Source organism: Candidatus Binatus sp. (assembly GCF_036567905.1).
Lineage (GTDB): Bacteria > Desulfobacterota > Binatia > Binatales > Binataceae > Binatus.
In genome coordinates this window covers 1-15,852 of sequence record NZ_DATCTO010000071.1, presented here as the reverse complement: position 1 = coordinate 15,852, position 15,852 = coordinate 1, and the positions used below count along the sequence as shown (strand labels likewise).

Below are 15,852 nucleotides of genomic sequence, written 5' to 3'. Positions count from 1 at the left end.
AACCGAGAAGCGGCTTCGCTCCCATCGATTGCAGGCGGGCGCCGAGCGGGGTATCTGCGCCCTCCCCGTCGCGCCTGCTAGAAGAACCAGCCCGAGTCGGACGACTGGCCGAAGATTGCGCCGACGAACCGCTCCAGCTCTACGTTGAACTTCATGATCACGTGGTCGGAGCCGCGCGTCAGGCCGAACCCGGGGCCGAAGTTATATTCGATTCCATGAGGCAGCTCGCCCCATAGCACTGGAAAGATGTAATGCTGCTGCTGGCTGAGCGGCTCGGTGTCGTCGATCACACCGGCGCCGCCATAGAACTCGACGCCGGGCGACAGATAGCGCATCCATCGGTAGTAAGCGCCAGTCGAGTAGCCGAATTCGAAGCCTTGTTTCTTGCCCACCCCGGCCAGGACCTTCTCGAAGATCGGGTTCGCCGTGAGCGAAAATCGCCCGAGGTCCTTTTCGATGATCGGGCGCAGCTCAAGCTCGACATCGGCATCGTCGAACTGCGGCGTCTGGTGCCATTCGAGCTCGGCATACCAGCCCAGATCTACCGGTAGCACGTCCGGGTCGAAGAGTCGGCCGCGCAAGCGATATTCGGAGCCGGCGTACCGATAGCCGTGGCCGTCGGGTGAAGCCATCAGGAGATACGCGGCGACTTCGATTCGGTCGGTGAGTCCGTAGGTTAATTCGTACTGGTTGTACCACATTGCTTGACTGCGAAAGGTTCCAGCCGCAGTGCCTTCACCGCCCTGACTGTGGCCGTTGGCCACGACCGCGTTGTCGGTTTCCAATTCAATGGTGCCGCGGCTCTCCGTGGCATACGGGTAAACTTCGAACTCCCACGGGTCGACCTGCGCGGCGGCCCGGTGCGCACACAGGAGCGTGCCGAGCGCCAGAAATAAACCAGCCAAAGCTGAAGGCAGATGTTTTCTCACGTTAATTTCTCACTTATTCCGTGAATCCGGTGATGGATGGGTAATTTCCCAATCGATCCATCGTTCCAGTGCGGCGCGGTCTTCGTCGGTCAAGCGGACCTCCGGATGAACAATGCGGTAGGACCACGGCGGCATCTTCTGCTCGCGCAGCGCCCTGTCCGTCCATTGAAGCTTTCGTTTTCGCGTGGCTGGGTAGTATTCGCCCCACTCGGAGAAGTTGATTTGCTTGCGACCCAGTTCCACCTCGTGCACGTCCAGCCACGAGATCGGAGCGACGCGGCTGTACCAGGGCCATCGCGTCTCGTTGGAGTGGCAGTCGTAGCAGGCGCGTCTCAACGTCGCCTCGATTCTGGGCGGAGCGGAAACATCGCCTGTCGCCGGCGGGTTGGAGCGTTGAACTGGAACAAACTGGGCGAGCAAAAGAGTTCCAGCGATTCCAAGCAGTGCAATGGTTGCGACATTCCCAAGCCTCATCGCGCATACTGCCTTCGATCTTTGTCACTTCGCGATGAGGCTTCCCTGGCGAACGTCCTGGTGGAAATCGTCGTAGAAGTCGTAGCTTCCTGGGCTAAGCGCGGGCAGATGAACCGTGATTGTTTCGCCAGGCGTCATCGCGACCTCGCGGTTGAGCTGAAAGCTCTCGAACTCGATTGTCTCTTTGCTTGAATTCACGACCTTGATCATGAGTGGCTGGCCGGCGGGCACAGTGAGCGTCTGAGGTGCGAAATGGTGGTTGTCAAAGCGGATCTCGGCGACGCCCTCTTGGGCTCCCGCGGCGGCAGGCGCTGTTGCGGCTGCGGCTAAGACGAAAAGACCAGCGATCAGGAATTTGAAGAGCGTGGACATGGAAACCGGCCCCTAAATGAAATTGAGAATGATTTTCAATTCCAACTTAGCTGAAACCTTCCCCCTGCGTCAAGCCCGGCCGCTCTGCTCGACAGTGGCTGGCCCCCCGAGCCGAGTTTTGCGCGCTTGAACGAAGCCCGATCGCTGGTAGTAAGATGCGATCATTGGAGGAAGCAAAGTGACAAAACTTTACGGAACTTCGCGATCGCGCAGCGCCCGGTCCTTGTGGGCTCTCGAAGAGCTCGGCGTCAAATACGAGCATCTTCCGATTGCGACGACCGAAGCCAAGTCGGCCGAGAATCTCAAACGCAATCCCAACGGGCACGTGCCGGTGCTTGAAGACGACGGCGTGGTGATTTGGGAATCGATGGCGATCAATCTCTACCTGGCCGAAAAGTACGGGAAGAATTCGCTGTGGCCGCCGGAGCCCGCCGCGCGCGCCGACATCTACAAGTGGAGCTTCTGGGCGATGACCGAGGTCGAGCCGCATCTCATCACCCTTTTGCGCAATCGAGTAATGCATCCCCCCGAGCAGCGTGACGAAAAAGCCGCGCTGGCTGCCATCGAAGCTTTGAAGGCGCCGCTGAACGTGCTCGAGAGTTCGCTCAAGGGCAGGGAATATCTGCTCGGCAAGAACTTTACGATTGCGGACTTGAACGTGGCCGCGGTCATGAGCTGGGTGCCGATGATGAAGCTCGACATGTCATCGACTCCGAACGTACAGGCGTGGTTGCAAAAATGCCTTGGGCGGGAAGCCAATAAGAAGGTTCGCGGGCTGAAGTAATCGAAAGCCGCGAGCCGCCTTGACAGTGGAGTATCGAGCAGTGGGCCGGCGCGCGGCTTGGGTTAAGCTTGTGCGTCAAATCGCGCCGACTTAATCGCGCCGACTATGTGGTGAGAATCATGGGAGTGTTGTCAGACTATCGCGTCATCGAACTGGCCGGGATTGGTCCCGGACCAATGTGTGCAATGCTGCTCTCGGACATGGGCGCCGACGTGCTACGTATCGATCGCGCGGCGGACACGGGTTTGGGCATCGCGGCGGAAGCAAAATACAGCCTGCTCAATCGCGGCCGGCGCTCGGTGGCGTTCGATCTCAAGCGGCCCGAAGCGATAGAGGCCGTGTTGCGGCTGGTCGAGAAGGCGGACGCATTGATCGAAGGCTTCCGTCCCGGCGTAACCGAGCGCCTCGGCCTGGGTCCCGACCATTGTCTGGCGCGCAATCCGCGCGTCGTCTACGGACGGATGACCGGATGGGGACAGGAAGGGCCGCTGGCGCATGCGGCCGGTCACGACATCAACTACATCGCGCTGTCCGGCGCGCTGCACAGCATCGGGCGCAAGGGCGAGGCTCCGGTTCCGCCGCTGAACCTGGTTGGCGATTTCGGGGGCGGCGCGCTTTACCTGGCGTTGGGAGTAGTCGCGGGACTGCTCGAGGCGCAGAAGTCCGGCAAGGGCCAGGTGGTGGATGCCGCGATGGTGGATGGAGCGGCGTCATTGATGACCTTGATTTACGGTATGCACGGCTCGGGGATATGGAACAACGAGCGTGGCGACAACATCCTCGACACGGGCGCTCATTATTACGAGGTTTACGAAACGAGCGACGGCAAGCACGTCGCGATCGGATCGATCGAAGCAAAGTTCTACGAGGAATTGCTCCGGCTGTCGGGCCTCAAGGGCGAGGAACTGCCGCATCAAAACGATCGCAGGTCGTGGCCCGCGATGAAGGAGCGGCTGAAGACCGTGTTCCGCACCAAGACGCGCGACGAATGGTGCAATATCATGGAGGGCAGCGACGTTTGTTTCGCGCCGGTGCTCAGCATGGATGAAGCGCCGCGCCATCCGCACAACCGCCATCGCGGAACTTTCGTCGAGCAAGGGGGAGTGACGCAACCGGGGCCGGCGCCCCGATTCAGCCGGACGCCGAGCGCGATTCAGCGCCCGCCGGCAACGCCGGGCGAGCATACCGAGGAAGCGCTGCGCGATTGGGGCTTTGCCGACTCGGATTTGGAGCGACTGCGCAATTGCGGCGCGATAGCCAAGTCCAGCGCGGCGCGGCGCGAGCCTTAAGCGCGACCGGTCAGGCGAGCGCGCTCCAGCACGCCTTCGAAGATTCGCACCGCGACCGCGTCAATCAGCATCCCGCCCGCGCCTGCAGCGCCCGCGCCTTCGCGGGTGGCAGCCTGGTAGGCCTCGGACATTTTGCGCGCGGTTTCGATTTCGTGCGGCGTCGGCGCGAATACGTCGTTGGCGAGTTCGATCTGACTCGGGTGTATCGCCCACTTGCCGACGGCGCCGAGCGTCGCCGCCCAGGTCGCCTCGCGCCGATAGCCTTCCGGATCCCTGAAGTTGGCAAAGGGTCCGTCGATTGCGTCGATGCCGTTGGCGCGGCACGCGGTGATCATGCGGACGCGCGCATGATGCCAAATATCGCCGGGATATCGATTTGCCGGATCGGCCGCGACCCCAAAGCGCATGCCCTGGCTCGCCGAAAGATCGCCGAAGCCGAGGATGAGAGCCTCGAGCCGCGGCGACGATGCGGCAATTTCCTCGACGCGGGCGAGCGCCGCGCTTTCTTCGATCAGCGCCTCGAGGCCGATCTTGTTCTTGAGATGGAGTTTCGCCTCGAGCTGCGTCAGCAGCGTGTCGAAGAACCAGATGTCGCGCGGCGCCTTCGGCTTGGGCACGATTATGACGTCGAGCTTGTCGCCCGCGCCCTCGACAACTTCGATCACATCGCCGTGCGCCCAGTGCGTGTCGGCGCCGTTGACGCGCACGGCGCGAATCTTTTTGCCCCAATCGAGATTGCGCAGCGCCTCGACGGCGTTCTTGCGCGCCGCTTCCTTCTGCGCCGGCGCGACCGCATCTTCAAGATCGAGGAAAACCATGTCGGCCGCGGTCCCCATCGCCTTCTCGATCATCTTCGGACTCGAAGCCGGCGTCGAAAGTTCGGAACGTCTTAGTCGAAGCGTCATGATTGCTCCTTGTGCGCGATTGATATTCCCGCCTCGGCGAGTATCTGTTCGGTATTTTCGCCCAGGCGCGGCGCGCGCGCGTAAATCCCCGACGGCGTGCCCGTCAGCTTGATCGGACATCCCGCAAGCACCAGCGGAGGATTGTCGCCCGGCTGCTCGACCTCGACCAGCATGCCGCGCGCCCTGGGATGCGGATCCTCGAAAATATTTTTGGCGGTGTTGACCGGACCAACCGGCACCTTGCCGCCAATCGCGGCTACGATTTCGCGCGTGCTATGCGCTTTGGTCCAGTCCGCGACCAGGCCGCGCACGAAATCGGCATTCGCGACTCGCCGCCTGCCGTCGCGGGTGCGGGCGTCGGTGGCGAGCTCGGGCCGGCCGATCGCATCGCACAGCATCTTCCAATGATTTTCGCCGGGCGCTGCGATAGCGATGGCGCCGTCGCGGGTGGGAAAAATATCGAATGGACACAGCACCGGGGTCCCGTTGCCGCCCGGTTCCCGGACGAGGCCGCCGCCCGAGTAGCTGTAAACGACCATTTCGCACAGGGCGAGAATCGCGTCGTACATCGCCACGTCGAGAAATTGTCCCTGCCCGGTCCGGCGCGCTGCATGAATGGCAGACACCACTCCAAGCGCAGCCAAAGTGCCGGGATAGATATCGCCGACCGCGGGACCGACCTTGTAACCGGCGCTGCCTTGCGGACCCGTGACGGCGACCAACCCGCCCATGCTCTGCGCAACGATGTCGAACGCGGGCCAATCCGCATACGGGCTCCGGCCGGTCCGCGGATCTCCGAAGCCGCGAATCGCGGCATAGACCAGCGCAGAATTAATTTCGCGCAGCCGCTCGTAACCGATTCCCGCGCGATCCATCACTCCGGTCTTCGCATTCTCGACGACCGCGTCGGCGGTCTTCGCGAGCTTGAAAAACGCATCGCGGCCGGCGTCGCTCTTGACGTCGAGCACGATGCTGCGCTTGTTGCGATTGACGCTGGCGAAATATCCGCCGTAGTCGCAGCCCTTTCGATCGGCGGGATGCGGCCCGATGCTTCTGCTCATGTCGCCGCCGGGCGGCTCGACCTTGATAACGTCGGCGCCAAGGTCGGCCAGCAGCATCGTGCAGTACGGACCGGCCAGCGCCTGCGTCAGATCGAGGATGCGAACATCCGAGAGCGGCCCGGTGCGCGCGTTCAACGATTGCCCCAGTGGGAGCGGCGCTTGATCAGGACCGTGCGCTCGCCTTCGAAGACGATCGTCCCGTCATGCTTGGTCCCCCAATGCTTGAAGCGGACGATGCCGGCGTCGGCGCGATCGGCATCGCGTTTTTCAAGAACCTCGCTATAGGCGTACAGCGTGTCGCCGTGAAAGACCGGCGAGGTGAACCTGATTCCCGTCAAGCCGAGTTCGGCCAGCGCATTTTCGCCCGTGTCCTGCGTCGCCAGCCCGATGCACACCGAGCCGGTCACCAGCCCGAAGACCAGCCGCTGGCCGAATTGCGTCGCCTTCATGCGATGCTCGTTGTAGTGGCTGTCGGCGGTGTTCAGCACGAGCTTGGTGAGCATCTGATTTTCGATCTCGCCGACGGTGGTGCCGCGTGCGTGACGCAATTTCGCGCCGACTTCGAAGTCTTCGAAGTAATTGCCGGCGCCGGTCAGCTTCGAGATCGATGCACTCACTTCTTTACCCTCGGCAGCAGGCGGTCGGAGATAATCCGCAGCTGGATTTCGGAAGTGCCCTCGAAAATTTTGGTCAGACGCGCGTCGCGCCAGTAGCGCTCGAGCGGAAAGTCCTTGGTGTATCCGTAGCCGCCGTGAATCTGAATCGCCTGGCTGGTGACGCGCTCGGACATTTCGGAGGCGAACAGCTTCGCCATCGAAGCCTCCTTGTCGCATCGCCGCCTGCCGTCAATTTCGGTGGCGACAAAGTAGGTCAACTGGCGCGCGGCTTCGATTTCGGTCGCCATCTCGGCCAGCTTGAACCGAATCGCCTGGAATTCTCCGATCGGCTGCCCGAATTGGACCCGCGTCTGCGCGTATGCCAATGAGTCTTCGAGCCCGCCGCGTGCAAGCCCGATCGCGCGCGCCGCAGTATGCACCCGGGCCACCTCGAGTCCGCTGACCGCGCCGTAGAATCCCTTGCCCTCGCCGCGGCCTTCGCGCTCGCGGCCGAGCAATGCGTCGGCAGGCAGCTTGAAGTTGTCGAAGTGCAGCTCCCACGTCTTCCAGCCGAAGTAACCGATCTTGCGAATCGGCGAGCCGGTCAGCCCCGGCGGAAACTTGTCGCGCTCCTTGAGGACCAGGAATTGGCTGATGCCCTCGTGGCGGCGGTGTGGATCGGACGGTGGCTTGGTGCGCGCCAACACCGAGATGAAATCCGCGCCGTCGGCAAACGTGCACCACATCTTGCTGCCGTTGAGCATCCAGCCGTCGCCGTCGCGGGTCGCTTTGCACGAGACGTTGGCGAGATCGGAGCCCGCCTCCGCCTCCGACAGCGCAGCCGCGCCGAGGAATTCTCCGCGCGCCATCCGCGGCAGATATTCTTGCCTTTGCTCGGCGGTGAAACCGCCGCCGAGTCCGTTGCCGCGCGCGATTATGCTGGCGACGCTCATCCATGCGCGCGCGAGTTCTTCGGTGATCAGCACGTACTCGAACGCGCCCAGGCCAAGTCCGCCGTACGCCTCCGGAATCACGATTCCGAAGTAGCCCATCTCGGCGAGCTTGTCGCGCAACGACATCGGGATGTCGCCCTGCTCGGGATCGAGCTTGTTCGCCAGCGGCAGAACTTCGTTCATCGCGAAGTCGCGCGCCGCCTGCTGAATCATTCGCCGCTCGTCGGTCATGTAACTCACGATGCAGCTCCTCTGCGTTTGGCGACCAGGTTCGTCCGCTCGTAGCTGATGACGAGTTCGTCGCGTTGATTGCGGGCTTCGGTGCGCCACGTGACGATTCCGAAGTTGCCGCGGCTGGCGGATTCGCGCGTTGAGACGACGGTGCTATGCGCGGTCAGGGTATCGCCCGGATAGACCGGGCGGTGAAATTCCAAGCCGTTGATGCCGAGAAAGGGTCCGCCCGCTTCGCTCAAATCCTCGACCGAAATGCCAACCACCGTGCACACGACCAGCATCGGATTGACGACCACGTCGGGATGACCGTGCGCGCGGGCATACTCGGCGTTGAAGTAGAGCGGGCAATGGGCGAGCGTCGCGGTGGTGAAGATCGAATTGTCGCCGGCGTTTATCGTGCGCCCCCAATGATGCTCGAAGACCTGTCCCTGGTGGAATTGTTCGAACGAATGGCCTTTGGGCACGAGTTTGAACTGACTGAAGTCGGGATCTGCCATAGACCATGCTCCTAGCAAAACTCCGGCCGCTCCGCGAGTCTCGACGCGGGAGTTTCCAATCGCCGCGCGGCCACGACACCGTTAATTTGCGACTATTGCACGGACCTGCGGCTTCCAGGTAATGGTCGAACCGCGCGAGACGGCCCCGACTCAAAAGCGGGATGTTGCGATCCCGCTAAGCCTTTGAGGCTGGCGGGGGGCGAGATCTATTCGCGGAACGAGCCTTGGCGGCTTTCTCGGGTCTGGCCTTATCGTCAGGCTCAGCGCGTTTCCAGGCGGCGAGCAGCGCGAGCATCACGATCGAGATCATCAAGGCGGCGGTGGCCAGGGACGCATAGAACGACCAGCGGCGGATGGGGGTGGGACGCAGCTCGACTTGTACATCATGTATCCCGGCCGGAACGTTGAAGGTGATCTCTCCGCTGACTGACGCCGGTGAAGTCGCGACTTCCCGATCGTCAACCAGCACTGTCCATCCCGGATAGTCGAAAAGCGAATCCTGCATCAGCGCGGGCTCGCTCGCATCGACCTGGAACGACTGGCTATTCGAGCTGACGGCGAGTTGACGTACGACGGGCGCGGAGCGGACTCCTTTGAGCAGGCGACTATCGAAGACAGGACGCTGATGCACCGTCCGCGGCTCGTACTCTTCACGAGTCGTCGTGTTTATCCCCAGCTGAGCGATCGAGTCGGCGCCGAAGTAGGCTTCATCATAGGTCTGAATTCCCTTGGGTGCGGTGTGCGCGATGTTGACCAGCACCAGGACTACTATCGCGAGCGATGCCAGCCGTGGGCCCATTCGCTCGAAGGCATAGAGCGCGAGCAGCGGCATGAACAGCGCAGGAACGCATAGGGTTCGCCACGGATAAGCAAGGTATTGAAGCATGGCGAGGTGCGCCCAAATCGTCCATGACAAATCGGTGGCCAACAGCGCGGCGACAATCGACGCGCCAGCAAAGACAATCGCGTCAAGGCGGCGGGTGCGGTTCGCCGCGCGCATCGCGATCACGAGTCCCGCGACTGCCAAGGCTATGTGAACGGGACCGAGCGAGTACGAGATGCCGTTGCCGGGGCCGCGCATCGCGTAGCCGAACCCCCACGGCGACCAAAGCAACTGGAACGGCGAGATTATGTAATTGGTCCAATTGAGAAAGCCGGTCCGCAGAAGGTCGGTTTTGACGAACCCGCGCTCAAGCAGCGCCGGAAGCCAGAAAAACGCACTGAGTCCCAGCCCGCCGGCAAGCACGCCAGCGCCAGCCGCGGCGGTTTTCAGTCGATGATCCGAGACGGCGGATCGAACGGCGACGATCGCCGCGAATGCCGGAAACACCAGCAGCGCGATCGCATTATGCGCCAGCGGCAGCATCGCCACCGCAAGCGCGCCGAGCGCCACACTGACTGCGGTCGGGCGCTGAACAGCCGCGATCAGCCCGAGCAGCGCCACGGGCGCCACTGCAAGCGCGGCCGACTCGGCAAATCGCCCACACACGTAGATATCCAGGGCCTGATAGGGAGCGAACAGCCACGCGCCCGCGGCGCAAATCGAGGCGACACGAGAAAACGAGAGCCTTCGCCCGATCAGGAAGACCGCGATCGCGCCGAGAGCGAACAGAATCGCCAGTCCAAATTGCAGCGAATCCGCAAGCGACATGCCGCCTTTGAAGAACGGCAATGCCGTCGCGTAGATCAGCGGCGGTGCGAATTCGAACAGCGGCTGTCCATGCCCTGAGCCGAGATCCGGCGCCCATACCGGCGGGAATTGATGGTCGCCCAATATTTTGGCGAACTCAGTCAGCCGCGGCGGATACTCAAGCGAGTCATGGCCGTCGAGCAGATAGCCGCGGAACAGCGTGTGCGTGAAGAGCAGGATCAGGATCGTAAGCGCCAGCGCCGTCCGCATCCGCGCAGTCGCCCAAGGAGCCGCCAGTTGCGCCAGCCGCCGTGTGATCCTGCGTTCCATCGCGGCGTAGTCCGGCCTGCGCAAGCCTTGAGCGATCAATCCCACCAGAATGATTCCGGCGACCAGCAATATCGGCTTGAGCGGCCCCGGACGGTACCGCACTTCGATCCGATGTTCCCCCGGCCCGACCGGAATCGCGCAAAAGTCGGGATACACGCGAAATATCGGCGCCGGCTTTCCGTCGATGGTGGCCTGCTGGCCCGGGAAATATGTGATCTTGAGCAAGGCGTAGCACGGGCGCAGCAGCGCCAGCCGCGCGCTATAGGTCTCGCCCTGTTTGTTTTCAGAAATTACTTCCCCGCGCAGAGTCGAAAATCGCGGATCGAGCGGGGGCAACGGTTCAAACATCTTCCATTGCGGCACTCCCCTGATATCGCCTCCCAGCGCGACCACCGCGCCTGCCCGCACCGAAGGCGCCTGCATCCATCCCCAGTCGCGGTTGAGCACGGTCGACAGTGGACCATCGTAACGGGCGCCGATGTCCACCAGGCCGAAGTAGCCCTCACTGGAGGCCTCATAAACCGCCAGGCGGCCGTGAACTGCGCGACGCTTGAACTCGGGGGGCATCGGCTGAGTCACGGGCGCCAGCACCGCGCGCATCGCAAACAGGTTGGCCTGGTAGGGATCGCGCTCGTCGATTTCGGCTGTCACGTCCGAGTTCCACGACAAGCTATGATAGAGAAAGCTGAGCTCATCCATCCCCGCCAGCGAGAGAAACGAGTACCCCTGCGACTTGGCAATCTGGAACTTGCCACCCCACGTTCCCGACGGACCGGCCCAGACACGGCCCGGACGCTCGCGCAAGATCGTGCGGATGTCGGCAAGCGCGGCGTCGAGATCGCCACCCTCGCGCGCAATCCCCGCGAGACTTTCGTCCCCCCAATAGTCGTTCAGCTTCAGGTAACTCGCGCGCTCGGCGAAAATCACGACCGCCATGGCGCCCAGCACGATCACGGTCAGCAGCTTGCCCGAGTATCCGAACCGCCAGGCGGCGGCGACTATCTTTGCCAGCCCCCAGGCCGTCAACAGCACGGCAAACAGTTCGAAGACCGACTCGAAACGGCTGACGTGAAACGCCCCGGGCAGCCCCAGCGCGAGCATGAAATATCCCCAGGTCGTGCGGCCGAAGAAAATCAGGAGCCACACCGCGGTGAGAACCAGCAGGCGCCGCGGCATCGGCCTTTTCCAGCGATACAGCGCGAGCAACGACGCCGCCAGCAGCGACAAGGTCAGGACCGGCAGGCGATCCCAGTCGAGAAAGCGCCCCGAGAACAGTTCGTTGAAGACGTTGCCCGCACCCCACGAATCGAACTTCCAAACATCATCCCATCGGCACCGGTTTACCTCGCCGCTGGCCAGCAGCATGGGAACGACGAACCACGCGAGCAGGATGACGGCGGGGATCAGGATCGATGCGGCGCGGACGACTCGGCGCGAGCGATCGCCCCGCGGTCCGACCAGCGCCATGATTGCTATCGAAAGAATCGCCGCGTAGCCGAACACGACGTGCGAGAGTGCGGTGACCGCAACCAGACAAGCTGCCGGAATCCGGCGCCTGCCGGTGTTGAGAGAGTAGTTGGCGAGTCCAAGCGCCGGCATCAGCAGATCGAACGACATCAATTGCGTGTAGAGGCCCGAGCCGCGCCGAACATACGCGCCGTAGGACAGCCCGTAGCGGCTGAAGTCGCCCACCTCGCTCACTGCTATGATCAGAATCGACGCGAATCCCGCGGCGATCGGCTCGAGCCCGAACAGCCGCGCGCCGATGTAGGTGCACGCCGGCACCGCTGCCAGCAACAGATAGTAAAGCACCGCGAATGAGGCCGGCGCCGAAGCGAAATGACTGGTGATCGCCAGCCACAGGCCGGCCACCATGTGCGGGATCGGCTGATAAAAGTGCCACAGCGGATATCCCAGCGCCCATAGCGACACCCATGGATCGAGAAACGAATCACCGGTGACGAGACTATCCGCCAGGCGCTGCGAGGCTGCGATATGGAAGCTCAGGTCGTTGACCGGAACCCGCTCGATGCGAATCTCCGGCGCGAGCAGTACTGCATTCACGACGAGCGCAAGCCCAAGCAGCATCAGCCCGCCGGCTTGCGCCCCGAGCCGCGCCGAAACAGCAGTTCGCGGCCACGGTGCGACCGGAGGCGGCGCCGGAGTTGGCGCTCGCTTACGAGGTTTTGCTTTCCTTGCCGCCGACATTCCCCGCTGATTGAATCCGCGAAGGTTGTGACCCTATGGAATCAGAAGAACCCTGCCGACTGCATTGCGGCCCTCGATGTAAGCGTGGGCTGCGGCGGCCTCCGATAAGGGGAAGGTTCGATCGATCACGACCTTCAATTCGCCTCGGGCGGCCTCCTCGATCAGGCGCTGGATCATGTTGTGCACGCGCTCGGCGCCCATTTCGGCGCCGAGGAAAACGCCGGTCAAAGAGCGGTTGCCCGCCATCAGCGAGGAGACGTCCACCGTCATCGGTTCGCGTCCCGCCGCGCCGACCATCGAGACGCGGCCGCGATAGGCGAGCGATAGCAGGCTGCCTTGCAGGGTCGCGCCGCCTACAGGGTCAACCACGAGATCGACGCCCCTCTGATTGGTAATTTTCATGACCGACTTTACGACGTCATCGGTCCGGTAGTTGATCCCATGGTCGAGACCGAGCGGCCTCAGGCGTTCCAGCCGCTGGTCGCTCGACGCGGTTGCGAGCACTGTCGCGCCGGCCCGCTTGGCGAGCTGAATTGCGGCAACGCCGACACCGCTTGCGCCCGCCTGCACCAGCACCGTCTCGCCCCGCTTGAGCCGGCCGTACTCGAACAGGCAATCGTCGGCGGTGCCGAACGTCACGGGGATCACCGACGCAAGCTTGACGTCGAATCCTTTTGGGACCGGCCATGCGTTGCGGGCCGGCACCGATCGCATCGCGGCGTGCGAGCCGAAGCTGTAAGAGGTAGCTACCTTCTGGCCGACCCGGAGGTTGGTCACCTCCGAACCAACCTCGACAATCTCGCCACCGGCCTGGTAGCCAACCACGTGCGGCTTGGCCAGCAATGGTCCATGCCAGCGATTGAGCGTGTCGCCACCCTCGATACTCACCGCCTCGACGCGGATCACAATCCCTTTGGGATGGCATACGGGGTCGGGAACGTCCTCGTACTTGAGAACCTCCGGACCACCGTTTTGATAATAGACAGCAGCTTTCATCGCGCATCTCCTCCAATCAGTTGGCCATCAGCGGCGCCAGGCTGATGATCTAGTACGAATCCGCGCGATTGTCGCGCATCGACAGGGGTGCCGCGAATGGCGTTTCTCCGCTAGACTCGAACGCACGATGATCACCCCGATTCGAGTCCATCTTATCACCGGAGGATTTCCTCCTGGTTCCTTCGCCGGCCATGACATGGATTTCGTGCGGCTGCGCATTTTGGGCCTTCTGCAACAGAGCCCGCAGGTGCTTACGACCAGCGGCAACGATTTCGCCGATGTCGCCAAGTGGTTGCCCGGCAGCCGGTTGCTGATCACCTATGTCGCCGGGCCGTATCCCAATGACGAACAGAACCAGTTCATTCGCAACTGGCTCGAAGCGGGAGGACGATGGCTCGCGCTTCACGGCAGCAGCGGCGGAAAGGCCGCGCCAGTGGCCGGGAAGCGTTACGCCCGAAAAATGGTGAAGGGCGGTTATCACGACACGCTCGGCTGCTTTTTTCTCAATCATCCGCCGGTGCGCAAGTTTCGCGTGGACGTGGCCGATCGCGAGCACGGGCTAACCCGGGGCCTGCCGGCGTCCTTCGAGGTGATGGACGAACTCTATCTCATCGAGCTTCAGGACCCCGCCAACAGCCACCTGCTGCTGACCACCGTGCTCGAAAGAGATCCGTCGCCGCCCGGATTCGGTTTCGTTTACGACGCCGATACTTCGCTGCTGCCCGACGGCAAAACCCGCGTGCTCGGATACACGCGCAAGACCGGGATGGGGGGAGTGACCTACATCGCGCTCGGCCACTGTCACTCGCCGATTAGCAACGTACAGCCGTTTGTCGATTCGAGCGTCGAGCCTTCAGGAGCTACTCCGATGGTTTTCCGCGGCTCGTGGGAAACGCCGGAATACCAGACGCTGATTCGTAACGCTGTGCACTGGGGCATCGGCGCCAATTCCTAGCACACGCGTTCGATCGAGCGCGTGATGCGCCGTCGGGGCTTGATTATCACTACCGCCCGTTGGCACGGGAGGCCAGTATTAAGGCCGCCCACCGTTGGCGGGCGCGCGGTCTCTTAATACTGCGTGCAGGGCTCAGCCCTGCGGTCACCCCTGCCTGCCCGCGCTCATACCGCGAGTTGACGCAATGATGCGGATGGCGGCGCGGGTCACGGGCGTCAGGCTCGGGCGGTGAATCTTGTCGAGCGTGTCGATGGCGTCGAAGAGGTAGAAGGGCGCGGTGAGGAAGTTGACCAGCGGCACGCCGACAAGATGAAAGGGGCCGCCGTCGGTGGTTGGTATTGGGCCGAAGACATCGGGCGGCAGGATCAGCGACCGCTCGAGATGCTCGGCGGCAATCGCCTCGCGCACGATTGCCTCGATCGGCGCAAGCCTGCTCGTGAACCACCATCGCGGCTCCGGATGCCCGGAGGCTGCCAGGCCGCCGTCACGCTCGACTATCTCGCTGGCGGCGTGTTCGAGATGGACTTCGAGCACCACGCGATCCAGTTCCGTTCTGTGCTGCTCAATGAACGCGCGTACACCGGCGCCGCCGGCCATGTGCCCCGCGTTGAGGAGGAAGACCAGGCGATGCGGGCGATCCGCCGGCGCAACGCGCGACCAGTAGCTGGCCTGCGCCAGGACCATCGCTACGCCTGACGCGTCCTCGACGGCGGACGCCCACGGACCGTCGTGATGGGAACCGACGATGACGCTGTCGTCGTCGGCGCCCGGCAATTCGCCAACGACATTATAGCTGGTGATGTCGTGGCGGATTGCGCGGCTGACGATCGTGCCCTGCACCCGACCCGCGTCGCACAGCCGCCGCAGCCGTGCGCCGTCGCTGCCGCTAATCCAGACTCCGAGGATCGCGCGCGCCACGCCATCGTAGGGCACGTAGTACCGATTCGAGTCGCCGGGGTAATCGCTCAACACCCCTACGAATCCGATTGCCCCTGCGGCTATCGATGCGTCCATAACGGCCATGAGGTGACGGCTGAATGGGAGCACCTGGGTGGCCCCGGCCAGCGTGCCGCCCGGATCGTAGCGGCGCCAACTGCTATCGGCTTCTCCTGACACTGCGCCTGCGAGCATCAGGGGAAGATCCGCCGGCGAACGCATCAGCGGCACATCGACCAGCGCGACCGCGCCGTTGACGGCGCCGGGCGTTTCGTCACGCCACTGCACCAGCGGCGCGTCGAGGCCGGCTTCGTCGGTCGCCGCCGAATGAGGCAACGAGAAACACGCGATGCGCGACTCGCGGCCATCCGCACGCACGATCAACACGGACTCGAGCGGCTCCCAGTAAGGCAGAGTCACGGGCTCGAGCCGGACGTTCTCCAGTCCGAGTTCGCGGAACCGCTCGAAGCAGAAATTCTCGGTCCATCGATCGGCCGCATACCCGGGTCGCCGCACGCCGCGGGCAAAGACGGTCTCGATCCAGCCGAAGATTGTGCGCTCGTCGGGGACGAACGCCTCTTGGATAGTACTCATCCCACTGCCTCGCGGAGATGTGCGCAGGATCGGACGGCGCCGAACTGCTTGTCAACCCCGCCGCGGATCATGCTGCGTCGCGTAGGCAGTGGCGAGCCCCTGCACCCTC

General features: G+C 63.1%; 14 protein-coding genes. 3 read left to right on the top strand and 11 right to left on the bottom strand.

From position 1 onward, the window contains the following. Nucleotides 1-77 precede the first annotated feature (77 nt). From VIO10_RS11410 to VIO10_RS11400, 3 genes are read right to left on the bottom strand one after another with little or no spacing between them, the layout of a single operon-like run. Nucleotides 78-929, bottom strand: coding sequence for a hypothetical protein (locus VIO10_RS11410; protein WP_331963963.1), 852 nt, complete (start codon nt 927-929; stop codon nt 78-80). Nucleotides 930-938: 9 nt separating this feature from the next. Then, nucleotides 939-1,403 (bottom strand): heme-binding domain-containing protein, encoded by a 465-nt coding sequence (locus VIO10_RS11405; protein ID WP_331963960.1) that lies wholly within the window; start codon nt 1,401-1,403, stop codon nt 939-941. 24 nt (nt 1,404-1,427) lie between these two features. Next, complete coding sequence (locus VIO10_RS11400) at nt 1,428-1,775, bottom strand: cupredoxin domain-containing protein (RefSeq protein WP_331963957.1); 348 nt, start codon at nt 1,773-1,775, stop codon at nt 1,428-1,430. Between the two features lie 178 nt (nt 1,776-1,953). Between VIO10_RS11400 and VIO10_RS11395 the strand changes: the two genes are divergently transcribed. Beyond that, entirely contained in the window at nt 1,954-2,559 is a 606-nt protein-coding gene (locus tag VIO10_RS11395) for a glutathione S-transferase family protein (protein ID WP_331963954.1), read from the top strand. Nucleotides 2,560-2,678: 119 nt separating this feature from the next. Then, a complete protein-coding gene (locus VIO10_RS11390; RefSeq protein WP_331963951.1) occupies nt 2,679-3,848 on the top strand; it encodes a CaiB/BaiF CoA-transferase family protein in 1,170 nt (389 codons plus the stop codon). Here VIO10_RS11390 and VIO10_RS11385 read toward each other — a convergent pair. The 7 genes from VIO10_RS11385 to VIO10_RS11355 all read right to left on the bottom strand — a co-directional run bounded on the left by VIO10_RS11385 (nt 3,845) and on the right by VIO10_RS11355 (nt 13,258). Beyond that, nucleotides 3,845-4,753: a CoA ester lyase gene (locus VIO10_RS11385; RefSeq protein WP_331963948.1), complete on the bottom strand. Its 909-nt coding sequence runs from the start codon at nt 4,751-4,753 to the stop codon at nt 3,845-3,847. The two genes, VIO10_RS11390 and VIO10_RS11385, sit on opposite strands and share 4 nt — an antisense overlap. Further along, on the bottom strand, nt 4,750-5,949 hold the full coding sequence (locus tag VIO10_RS11380) for a CoA transferase (protein WP_331963945.1): 1,200 nt from the start codon (nt 5,947-5,949) through the stop codon (nt 4,750-4,752). Before VIO10_RS11380 ends, VIO10_RS11385 begins: the two co-directional genes overlap by 4 nt. Next, nucleotides 5,946-6,431 carry a MaoC family dehydratase gene (locus tag VIO10_RS11375; RefSeq protein ID WP_331963942.1) on the bottom strand — a complete coding sequence of 162 codons (486 nt, stop codon included), beginning with the start codon at nt 6,429-6,431 and terminating at the stop codon, nt 5,946-5,948. Before VIO10_RS11375 ends, VIO10_RS11380 begins: the two co-directional genes overlap by 4 nt. Beyond that, on the bottom strand, nt 6,428-7,594 hold the full coding sequence (locus VIO10_RS11370; RefSeq protein WP_331964006.1) for an acyl-CoA dehydrogenase family protein: 1,167 nt from the start codon (nt 7,592-7,594) through the stop codon (nt 6,428-6,430). Before VIO10_RS11370 ends, VIO10_RS11375 begins: the two co-directional genes overlap by 4 nt. A 5-nt stretch (nt 7,595-7,599) precedes the next feature. Next, nucleotides 7,600-8,094 carry a MaoC family dehydratase gene (locus VIO10_RS11365; protein ID WP_331963939.1) on the bottom strand — a complete coding sequence of 165 codons (495 nt, stop codon included), beginning with the start codon at nt 8,092-8,094 and terminating at the stop codon, nt 7,600-7,602. 175 nt (nt 8,095-8,269) lie between these two features. Beyond that, nucleotides 8,270-12,142: a hypothetical protein gene (locus VIO10_RS11360; RefSeq protein WP_331963936.1), complete on the bottom strand. Its 3,873-nt coding sequence runs from the start codon at nt 12,140-12,142 to the stop codon at nt 8,270-8,272. Nucleotides 12,143-12,295: 153 nt separating this feature from the next. Beyond that, the gene (locus VIO10_RS11355; protein WP_331963933.1) at nt 12,296-13,258 is read right to left on the bottom strand and encodes a zinc-binding alcohol dehydrogenase family protein; all 963 of its coding nucleotides are present in this window, start codon (nt 13,256-13,258) and stop codon (nt 12,296-12,298) included. 127 nt (nt 13,259-13,385) lie between these two features. Here VIO10_RS11355 and VIO10_RS11350 point away from each other — a divergent pair, with 127 nt between their 5' ends. Further along, nucleotides 13,386-14,213 carry a ThuA domain-containing protein gene (locus tag VIO10_RS11350; protein ID WP_331963930.1) on the top strand — a complete coding sequence of 276 codons (828 nt, stop codon included), beginning with the start codon at nt 13,386-13,388 and terminating at the stop codon, nt 14,211-14,213. A gap of 144 nt (nt 14,214-14,357) precedes the next feature. Here the strand turns inward: VIO10_RS11350 and VIO10_RS11345 are convergent, their stop codons facing one another. Next, nucleotides 14,358-15,743, bottom strand: a complete 1,386-nt coding sequence (locus VIO10_RS11345; protein WP_331963927.1) for a M28 family peptidase — start codon at nt 15,741-15,743, stop codon at nt 14,358-14,360. Nucleotides 15,744-15,852: the final 109 nt, after the last annotated feature.

What these genes read in the sequence shown, in the direction of transcription:
- VIO10_RS11405 (WP_331963960.1), bottom strand. Translation starts at nt 1,403, where the DNA reads ATGAGGCTTGGGAATGTCGCAACCATTGCACTGCTTGGAATCGCTGGA.
- VIO10_RS11400 (WP_331963957.1), bottom strand. Translation starts at nt 1,775, where the DNA reads ATGTCCACGCTCTTCAAATTCCTGATCGCTGGTCTTTTCGTCTTAGCC.
- VIO10_RS11390 (WP_331963951.1), top strand. Translation starts at nt 2,679, where the DNA reads ATGGGAGTGTTGTCAGACTATCGCGTCATCGAACTGGCCGGGATTGGT.
- VIO10_RS11385 (WP_331963948.1), bottom strand. Translation starts at nt 4,753, where the DNA reads ATGACGCTTCGACTAAGACGTTCCGAACTTTCGACGCCGGCTTCGAGT.
- VIO10_RS11370 (WP_331964006.1), bottom strand. Translation starts at nt 7,594, where the DNA reads ATGACCGACGAGCGGCGAATGATTCAGCAGGCGGCGCGCGACTTCGCG.
- VIO10_RS11365 (WP_331963939.1), bottom strand. Translation starts at nt 8,094, where the DNA reads ATGGCAGATCCCGACTTCAGTCAGTTCAAACTCGTGCCCAAAGGCCAT.
- VIO10_RS11360 (WP_331963936.1), bottom strand. Translation starts at nt 12,142, where the DNA reads ATGCTGCTTGGGCTTGCGCTCGTCGTGAATGCAGTACTGCTCGCGCCG.
- VIO10_RS11355 (WP_331963933.1), bottom strand. Translation starts at nt 13,258, where the DNA reads ATGAAAGCTGCTGTCTATTATCAAAACGGTGGTCCGGAGGTTCTCAAG.
- VIO10_RS11350 (WP_331963930.1), top strand. Translation starts at nt 13,386, where the DNA reads ATGATCACCCCGATTCGAGTCCATCTTATCACCGGAGGATTTCCTCCT.
- VIO10_RS11345 (WP_331963927.1), bottom strand. Translation starts at nt 15,743, where the DNA reads ATGAGTACTATCCAAGAGGCGTTCGTCCCCGACGAGCGCACAATCTTC.